The following is an 8,670-nucleotide window of genomic DNA, read 5'->3' as shown; positions in this document are numbered from 1 at the left end:
TCACGGACGGGGCACGGATGGCCCCCCCCCGGAACACAAACCACCCTCTGCCAGGGGGCACCTTCCGCGACCCCGCTCTGTTTGGCATCGGAGGGAGGGCGCCGGGGGGGGCACCCACGTCCCCCCCCCGGCGCCCTTTCGAACCATCGGTCCGTACCCGACGTCCGTCCGAACCGCCGGGCCCTACCCGGCGTCCTTCCGAACCGCCGGTCCCCGCCCGGGCCCGGCCGCGTCGACCGCTCAGACCTCCACCGGGCCGCCGCTCGCCAGCGAACGCTCGGCGCCGACCAGGATCTCCACCACCCGCAGCCCGAAGTCCGCCCCGCAGGGGTGCGGCTCGCCGGAGGCGGCCGAGGCCCGCAGCGCGTCCAGCGCCCGGTGCAGCGCCGCGACCGGGCCCTCGCCGCGCGGGGGCAGCTGCACCACGCCGTGCTCACCGCGCAGCTCCATGCCCGTCCCGCCCGCCGCGAGCGGCGCGGTCAGGCTGAGCGCGAGCGTGCTGGACGCGCCGCCGGCGTGCCGCACCACCAGGTGCACGGTGTCCAGCGGGCCGGCCGCCGCCGTCACCTGGGTCGCGTCGCCCAGCACCGGCAGCAGCACGGACAGCGCGTGCGGGCCGACGTCCCACAGCGCGCCCTTCTCCACCCGCCACGGCGAGGCCGCGTACGGGCTGGTGCTGCCGGGCGCGAACACCGAGCCGAGCCAGTCCGAGCGGCCGGTGAACCAGCCGCCCAGCTCCGCCTGCCGCTCGATCCACGGGATCTGCTCGCCGCCGAAGCGCACGGTGAAGAAGACCACCGAGGCGACCTTGTGCTCGCGCACCGCCTCGGCCACGGCCCGGGCGTCCGGCACGGTCAGCGCGACCGGCTTGTCCAGCAGCAGGTGGCAGCCGGCCTCGGCGGCCCGTACCGCGAGACCCGCCTGCACGGTCGGGGGCAGCGCGATGGAGACCGCGTCCACTTCGGCCAGCAGCCGGTCGAGGTCCGCGTACCCGGGCACGCCGTGGGCGGCGCCCAGTGCCTCGGCCGCCTCCGGTCGGCGGCCCCAGACGCCGGTGAACTCCAGCCCGGGGTGCTCGGCCAGGACGGGCGCGTGCACCCGCTCCGCCCAGGGGCCGGTTCCCAGCAGTCCGATCCGCACGATGTCTCCGTTCTCCGGTCAGCGCGGGTGAGCGCGCGTGGTACAGGTGGGTGTGAGTGGTACAGGTGGGTGTGAGTGGTACAGGTGGGTGTGAGTGGTACAGGTGGGCGCGAACGGGCGCCGGTGGTACGGGTGGGCCCGCGGACGCCCTGGCGGCGCGGGTCTCGGCCCTGGACTTTCGGCCCCGGACGTTCGGCCCCGGACGTTCAGCGCTGGACGTTCGGCCCCGGACTTTCAGCCCTGGATTTTCAGCCCTGGACGCGGGCCAGGGTGAAGCCGTCGTAGCCCTTGCTGCCGACCGTCTGCACCGAGGTCGCGGTGACGCTCGGCTCGGCCGCGATCAGGTCGTGCAGCGCCCGGGTGCCGACCACCGCCGGGTCGGTGCCGGCCGGGTCGGCGACCGCGCCGCCGCGCACCACGTTGTCGACGATGATCAGCGAGCCCGGTCGGGTCAGTTGGAGCGCCCGGCGGAAGTACTCCGGGTTGCTCGGCTTGTCGGCGTCGATGAAGACCAGGTCGAAGGGGTCCGCGCCCTGCTCCACCAGTTCGGCCAGCGAGTCCGCGGCCCGGCCCACCCGCACCTCGGCGACCCCGGCCAGCCCGGCGGCCGCCAGGTTCCCCCGGGCGACCTCGGCGTGCCGGGGGTCGAGCTCCAGGGTGATCAGGGTGCCGTCCGCGGGCAGCGCCCGGGCCAGCCAGATGGCGCTGTAGCCGCCGAGCGTGCCGACCTCCAGGATCCGCTTCGCGCCCAGGGTCAGCGCCAGCAGGTGCAGCAGCTTGCCCTGGTTGGGGGCCACCGCGATGTTCGGCAGTCCGGCCGCGCGGGCGGCGGCCGTGGCCTGCTCCAGCACCGGGTCGTGTCCGACCAGCCGCTCGGAGAAGTAGGCGTCCACGGCGTCCCAGGTCGGCTGCGAAGACATCGGGCCCTCCGGAGTGCAAGATCGGCAGTACCCGACCGATGCTACTCCGAGGGCCCGAGGGCACCACGACGGTGGTGGTGGACGACCGGTCCGGGACCGGTCGGACGATCGACCGGGACCCTGCCGGGGGGCCGACCGGGGGGCCGGTCGGCGGGGTGGTCAGTCGGCGACCGGCTCCTTCGCCGCGGCGGCGGCCTTGGCCGCCTCCTCCGCCTCGATCCTGGCGTGCGTCTTGGCGGCGCGGCGCTTCATGATCCAGGCCGACAGCAGGCCGATCACCAGCGCCGCCCCCAGGCCCGCCCACGAGAACCGGGCCAGCCAGGGCTCGATGCTCTTGCCGACCTTGTAGACCAGCAGCGTCGTACCGCCGGCCCAGACCACGCCGCCCAGCACGTTGGCGATCAGGAACTTCCAGTACGGCATCTTCAGCGCGCCCGCGAGCGGACCGGCGAAGATGCGCAGCAGGGCGATGAAGCGGCCGAAGAAGACCGCCCACATGCCCCACTTCTGGAACGAGCGCTCGGCGGTGGCCAGGTGGGAGGGCCCGAAGTGCTTGGGGAACTTGCGTCCCAGCTTCTCGAAGAGCGGCTTGCCCCCCTTGCGCCCGATCGAGTAGCCGATCGAGTCGCCGATGATCGCGCCGGCGATCGCGCAGATGGCGACGCCCCACGGGCTCACCACACCCTTGACCGCCATGAGGGACGCCGTGACCAGGGCGATCTCGCCGGGCAGCGGAATGCCCAGCGACTCCAGCCCGATGATCAGACCGACAACGGCGTACACCGCCGTCGGCGGAATCCCCTCGATCCAGGCGTCGATGTGCAAGGCCAGTCCCTCCGTGGCAGGACGGGACCGGCCGCCCTCCCCCTGGAGCAGCGTGCCCGTCCCGGCAAATTCGTCCGATGGCGGCACCCAGGCCGCTCCCCCAGAGCGAGCCTAACGTGCCGGGCGGCCTGTCCCCCCGGCCGATCACCCGTGGTTACGACGTACGCCCCGACACCATGGTTCCAGGTTGACCAGCGTTTCTTCAAGATTAGGCAAAACGCAGCGCGACCACGGACGGACGCTGCTTGATCCGGCGCACGAGCGGCAGCAGGGTGCTCAGCGGCGGGCGCCCGCCCTCCGGGTACACCTCCCGCACGTCGACGACCCCCGGGTGCGCGGTGGCCAGCAGGCCGCACTCGTCCGCGTCCATCCCGAACGGCATCGGCGGCGCCTGGTAGTACCGGTCCCGCAGCTTGCCCTCGACGGCCCGCCGGCTGAACCAGCGCGGCACCGCGTCCAGCACCATGGCCCCGCCGGGGAAGCGCTCGGCGCAGGCCGCGATCAGGCCGCGGACCTCCTGCGGCCGCAGGTACATCAGCACCCCCTCGGCGCTGATCAGCACCCCGTTCGCCGGGTCCACCGCGTCCATCCAGCCCGGGTCGGTGGCCGAGTGGGCGACGATCCGGTGCCGCTCGTCCGGCGGCAGCAGCTGCCGACGCAGCGCGGCGGTCTCCGCCAGGTCCACCGACAGCCAGTTCGCCCGGCCGTTGTCGACCCGCCAGGCCTGGGTCTCCAGGCCGTCCCCGAGCCCGACCACGGTGCCGCGCGGGCAGCGGGTCAGGAAGTCGGACACCTCCCGGTCGAAGCAGGCCGCCCGCAGCGCCTGGAGCTGGCTCACCAAGGCGTTCTCCCCGAACCGCGTCGCGAACGGGTAGTCGATCCGGCCCACCAGCTCGACCGCCTTCGGGTCCGGCAGCACGGTGTCCGGCCGCCGCGCCTCCACCGCCCGGTGCCACAGCGTCCACAGCGCCGTCTCCGACACCTGTCCCAGCTCCGGCCGCACCCCGCCACTCATCGCTCGCTCCTTCGGACCTGGTCCCGTCGCGTCTCCGCCGTGGTCCCGCCGCGTTCCGGCCGGTGTTCCGGCCGCGTTCCCGTCATGGGCATGAACCCGCCGATTCTGACACCCCGTCCGTCCCTCCCGTCCCGTCGACGCGCCGACGCAACGGCGCAACGGACCGGGACGGGACGGTCGAGGCCCGGGTACGGTCCGCCTCCGTGCTCAACCTCGTCGGCCCGGGCGAACAGCCGGGAGCGGGCGCCGGAGCGACCGGCGGCGGCGCGGGCAGGGCGGGCGGTCCACGGCCGGGCTGGGCGGTCCGCGGGATCGCCCCGGGCAGCCACCGGCCCACCGTGGAGGCCGAGTTGTTCCACGCGGGGTACAGGCCGCGGAGCGGGCCCGGCCGCCGAAGAGGCGGCCGTACGGCTGGCAGCCGAGGTCCCGGCAGAGCATGATTGAATCATGTTCAGCTCGAAGCCAAACAGGAACCGGCATGAGCTACAAACCGATTGAGAGTTACGGGCTGATCGGGGACATGCACACGGCGGCCCTGGTCGGTACGGACGGTTCCATCGACTGGTGCTGCCTTCCCAGATTCGATTCACCGAGCGTGTTCGCCCGCCTGGTCGACGACCGGCGGGGAGGATATTTCAAAATATCGCCGACACTGCCGGGGCGTCGCCAGCAGATGTACATGCCCGACACCGCCGTCCTGATCACGCGTTTCCTGAGCACGGAAGGCGTGGGCGAATTGGTCGACTTCATGCCGGTCAAACGCTCGGATTCCGACGTGAAGTCTCATCAGATCGTCCGCATAGCCAAGGCGGTGCGCGGCAGCATTTCCTTCCGCCTCGATTGCCTGCCTGCCTTCGATTTCGCCCGAAAGGGACATGAAATCACCCAGGAGGGACGCGGAGCCGTTTTCCACGGCGGCGATTTCTCCATCGCCCTCACCAGCAGGTTCCCGCTCGCCACCGTGGACGACGGGGTCTGCGTCGAGTTCACCCTGCACGAGGGCGAGGAGGCCACCTTCCTCCTGCGCCAGGTGGAGGGCGCCGGCGGTGCGGGCGACCTGCTCGAAGCGCGGCTGACGGGGCAGGACCTCCTGCACCGCACCATCGACTACTGGAAGGCCTGGCTCGGCCAGTGCACCTACACCGGCCGGTGGCGGGAGATGGTGTGGCGCTCCGCCCTCACCTTGAAGCTCCTGACCCACGACCCGACCGGCGCGATCGTCGCGGCCCCGACCACCAGCATTCCCGAGGAGGTGGGAGGGGACCGGAACTGGGACTACCGCTTCACCTGGATACGGGACGCGGCCCTGACCCTCTCGGCGTTCATGCAACTCGGGTTCACCGAGGAGACCATCCGTTTCATGGGGTGGCTGGAGGAACGCGCGAAGGAGACCGGGGAGGGAAGTCCGCTGAAACTCATGTACCGGGTCGACGGGAGTTCCCGGCTCGACGAAATCGTCCTCGACCACCTTCAGGGATACCGGGATTCGCGGCCGGTGCGCATCGGGAACGGGGCGTCGCAGCAGCTCCAGCTGGACATCTACGGCGAGTTGCTCACGGCGATCGAGATCTTCGACGCACGCGTCTGCCACATCTCCTACGATCTGTGGCGGCACCTGGAACGCATGGCCGAGTGGGTCGCGTCCAACTGGCACCGGCCTGACGAAGGAATATGGGAGATCCGGGGCCGGAAGCAGCACTTCGTCCATTCGAAGCTGCAGTGCTGGGTGGCCCTGGACCGGACCTTGCGGATTTCCACGCGCCGCGGCTTCCCGCTGGACAGCGGTCGCATGACGGCCGCTCGCGACGAGATCTTCAGGACGATCATGCGGGAGGGCTACGACGCCGAACGCGGCACCTTCGTGCAGTGCTTCGGGGCGAGCGCCCTGGACGCCAGCATCCTCACCATGCCGATGGTCGGCTTCATTTCACCGAAGGACCCGAGAATGCTGGGCACCCTGAGCAGCATCGTGGAGGACCTCTCGTCGGACAGCCTGGTGTACCGGTACGAGGTGAGCACGGCCGCGGGTGACGGCCTTCAGGGGAACGAAGGGACGTTCAACATCTGCACGTTCTGGCTCGTCGAAGCGATGGCTCTCGCCGGCCAGGTCGAACAGGCGAGGTTCCTGTTCGAGAAGATGCTCACCCACGCCAATCACCTCGGCCTCTTCGCGGAGGAGACCTCGGAAACCGGAGAGGGCGCCGGCAACTATCCACAGGCACTCACCCACCTGAGCCTGATCAGCGCCGCCTGCACCCTCGACCGGGCCCTGGGCGGAGGCACGGTATGAACGGGGACGAGCGTTCGGGGAGCGGCGAGTACCTGGGCCGGCCGACCGCCTCCTGGGCGGCCCTCGCCCGGAGCGACGATCCGACCGAACGTCGGCTGGGCGCGTACGCGTTGGGAGAGACCGGTTCGGCCGACGCGGTGCCCCTGCTGGAGGCGGCACTGGGCGACCCGCTCAGCTTCGTCCGGGTGTGGGCGGCGGCGGCTCTCGCGCGGGCGGATCCCGAACGGGAGGAGGACGTCGTCCGCGCCCTTTCGGCGGAGAGCTCCGACCCCGCCGGCTTCGTTCGCAGCCTGGTGGCCTGGTCCCTGGGCCGCCTCGACTATCAGCGGGCGGACAGCTCGGCAGCCGTTCGGACCCTTCGGCTCCTGCTCGACGATCCGGATGCCAGCGTCCGCGCCGAGGCCGAGCTCGCCCTGCACCATCTCGTCCGAAGTGCCGGCCGAGCGGATTCGGCCGACTGACGGCCGTCCGTCCCCCTCGCCCCGGGAACACCGAACCGGCCCGAACCGGCCAGGCCCACCGGCTCTGGCTTTGCGGAGGATTTCCGCAACAATGGTGATGGCAGGTTCATTTCGCACGAAGACGAAACGGAACCGCCATCCGGCACCCGAGCCGCGCGGCGGATCGCAGGGCCTGCGATTCAGCGAAACGAGCACGGTGGCGGGCTATTGACCGGGCACTCGTACGCCCGGATCCTGCGGGGTGCCGAAATCCTTGCAGGGAGGCTTCGACATGAAATTTGACCAGCCATGCGTCCTGGTGGTGGACGACGATCCCGTCAACCGGATGCTCCTCACCAGGCTCGTCGAAATGGAAGGGTATCTGGCGATCACCGCGGAGGACGGCCAAGCGGCCTGCGACCTCCTGTCGACGAAAGACGTGGATGCCGTTCTGCTGGACATCGAAATGCCCGGGATGGACGGTTTCAGTGTGCTGGAGCACGTCCAGAAGGACGTCGCGACGCGCGATATTCCGGTCATCATGATTTCGGGGGTCGAAGACATGGACAGCATCGTCAAGGCGATCAGCCTCGGTGCGGCCGACTACATTCCGAAACCGGCCAACAAGGTCCTTCTCCGAGCGCGCATCGACGCGAGCCTCAACCGGAAGCGGCTGCACGACCTGGAGCAGGACCGGATCCGCGGGATGTTCGCCCGGTTCATCCCCCCGCCCATCGTCGACAAGGTCCTCCTGCAGGTCGACGAGGACCTCAGGCTGAAGGGGGAGAAGCGCACCGCGACGATCATGTTCGCCGACCTCCGCGGCTTCACCTCCTGGGCCGAGGACAGCGCTCCGGACCTGGTCATCAGCACCCTCAACCAGTACCTCGGCTCGATGAGCGACGTCATTCTCGACCACGGCGGAACCCTGGTGTCCTATCTGGGCGACGGGATCATGGCCGCCTTCGGGGCACCGATCGAGCAGGAGTTCCACGCCGACCTCGCCCTGGCGGCGGCCAGGACGATGGACCGGGACGCCCTGCCCGCCTTCAACGCGTGGCTGCGGCAGGAAGGACTGGGCACGGGGTTCCGCATCGGGATCGGCCTGAACAGCGGGCCGGTGATGTCCGGCACGGTCGGATCCGCCCGCCGCCTGGAGTACGCGGCGGTCGGCGACACCACGAACACGGCCTCGCGTCTCGAACAGATGACGAAGGATGCCTCGCACGCGATTCTGCTGTCCGGCGAGACCTACTCGATGCTGAGCAGCCCTCCGGACGACCTCGTCTTCGTCGGGGACCTGCCGCTCCGCGGGAAGCGGTCGACCGTCGGGGTCTGGGGCTGCCGCCGGAAAGAGGATTTCGGCCAGGACTCCTGAGGCACAGCGCCCCAGAACGGCCGCCGGATGACAGAAGGAGAACACCTCCCCCCCCTGGCCCGCCGCGAGCAACCCCGAATGATCGTGTATTTTTCATCCATAAAACTTTCCATCAACCCCGGGCCCGGAACTTCTTGCACCGACAGATCAGGCGTGCTGTACTTGTGACATATCGAGCAGTTTCCGAAGATTTGGTGCGTCAGCAGAACGCAAAATCATGACCGAGGGTATCCACCGAGCCCGACCGGGCCCGGGAAACCCGGTCGGAGAACCTGGAGCGATAACTCTTCGCAATCACTCGCCCTTGTCGGTCCAACATCCAGGGTGGCCACAGAATGTCCATGCGAATTCATGTCACAGATTCCGGCGGAGCCGAGCGCGACGTCGTCCTGGAAGGGCGGCCGGAGATCCTGCCCAACGCCTCGTCGGATCATTCGACGGCCATGTCCGGCGCCCAGGTGGTCGTGACCCGTTACGGGCAGCACCACCACTTCGAGCAGAACGGCGGAACCGAGTACGTCGACGGCCGGCTGCTGCCGGTGTTCAGCTGGACCTACAGCACGTCGATAGCCGAGTAGCACACCGACCGTCACACCGCGGCCGCGCGCCCGGGATCGACCCGTGCGGCATCCGTCGACCGCGGCACCCGTCGGCCCGATCCG

Annotated in this window: 8 protein-coding genes; 4 read left to right on the top strand and 4 right to left on the bottom strand. The window is 70.2% G+C overall.

Going from position 1 to position 8,670, the window contains the following annotated elements; translation table 11 throughout:
• Positions 1–240 precede the first annotated feature (240 nt).
• The 4 genes from ACFVGO_RS19155 to ACFVGO_RS19140 all read right to left on the bottom strand — a co-directional run bounded on the left by ACFVGO_RS19155 (position 241) and on the right by ACFVGO_RS19140 (position 3,900).
• Complete coding sequence (locus ACFVGO_RS19155) at positions 241–1,140, bottom strand: Gfo/Idh/MocA family oxidoreductase (RefSeq protein ID WP_359901043.1); 900 nt, start codon at positions 1,138–1,140, stop codon at positions 241–243.
• A 248-nt stretch (positions 1,141–1,388) separates the two neighbouring features.
• Entirely contained in the window at positions 1,389–2,060 is a 672-nt protein-coding gene (locus ACFVGO_RS19150; protein WP_359901040.1) for an O-methyltransferase, read from the bottom strand.
• A 159-nt stretch (positions 2,061–2,219) separates the two neighbouring features.
• On the bottom strand, positions 2,220–2,885 hold the full coding sequence (locus tag ACFVGO_RS19145) for a DedA family protein (RefSeq protein WP_380544087.1): 666 nt from the start codon (positions 2,883–2,885) through the stop codon (positions 2,220–2,222).
• A 208-nt stretch (positions 2,886–3,093) separates the two neighbouring features.
• Entirely contained in the window at positions 3,094–3,900 is an 807-nt protein-coding gene (locus tag ACFVGO_RS19140; protein WP_380633017.1) for a class I SAM-dependent methyltransferase, read from the bottom strand.
• 478 nt (positions 3,901–4,378) lie between these two features.
• Between ACFVGO_RS19140 and ACFVGO_RS19135 the strand changes: the two genes are divergently transcribed.
• From ACFVGO_RS19135 to ACFVGO_RS19120, 4 genes are all read left to right on the top strand, one after another.
• Positions 4,379–6,190 carry a glycoside hydrolase family 15 protein gene (locus tag ACFVGO_RS19135; RefSeq protein ID WP_380633015.1) on the top strand — a complete coding sequence of 604 codons (1,812 nt, stop codon included), beginning with the start codon at positions 4,379–4,381 and terminating at the stop codon, positions 6,188–6,190.
• Positions 6,187–6,651 carry a HEAT repeat domain-containing protein gene (locus ACFVGO_RS19130; RefSeq protein WP_380633013.1) on the top strand — a complete coding sequence of 155 codons (465 nt, stop codon included), beginning with the start codon at positions 6,187–6,189 and terminating at the stop codon, positions 6,649–6,651. Before ACFVGO_RS19135 ends, ACFVGO_RS19130 begins: the two co-directional genes overlap by 4 nt.
• A gap of 271 nt (positions 6,652–6,922) precedes the next feature.
• The gene (locus ACFVGO_RS19125) at positions 6,923–8,008 is read left to right on the top strand and encodes a response regulator (RefSeq protein WP_359901025.1); all 1,086 of its coding nucleotides are present in this window, start codon (positions 6,923–6,925) and stop codon (positions 8,006–8,008) included.
• Positions 8,009–8,349: 341 nt separating this feature from the next.
• Positions 8,350–8,586 carry a DUF5988 family protein gene (locus ACFVGO_RS19120; RefSeq protein WP_359901022.1) on the top strand — a complete coding sequence of 79 codons (237 nt, stop codon included), beginning with the start codon at positions 8,350–8,352 and terminating at the stop codon, positions 8,584–8,586.
• The last annotated feature ends 84 nt before the right edge of the window (positions 8,587–8,670 follow it).

Source organism: Kitasatospora sp. NPDC057738 (assembly GCF_042798815.1).
In the GTDB taxonomy this organism is placed as follows: domain Bacteria; phylum Actinomycetota; class Actinomycetes; order Streptomycetales; family Streptomycetaceae; genus Kitasatospora; species Kitasatospora lactacystinica.
This window is presented reverse-complemented; position numbering and strand designations above follow the sequence as displayed.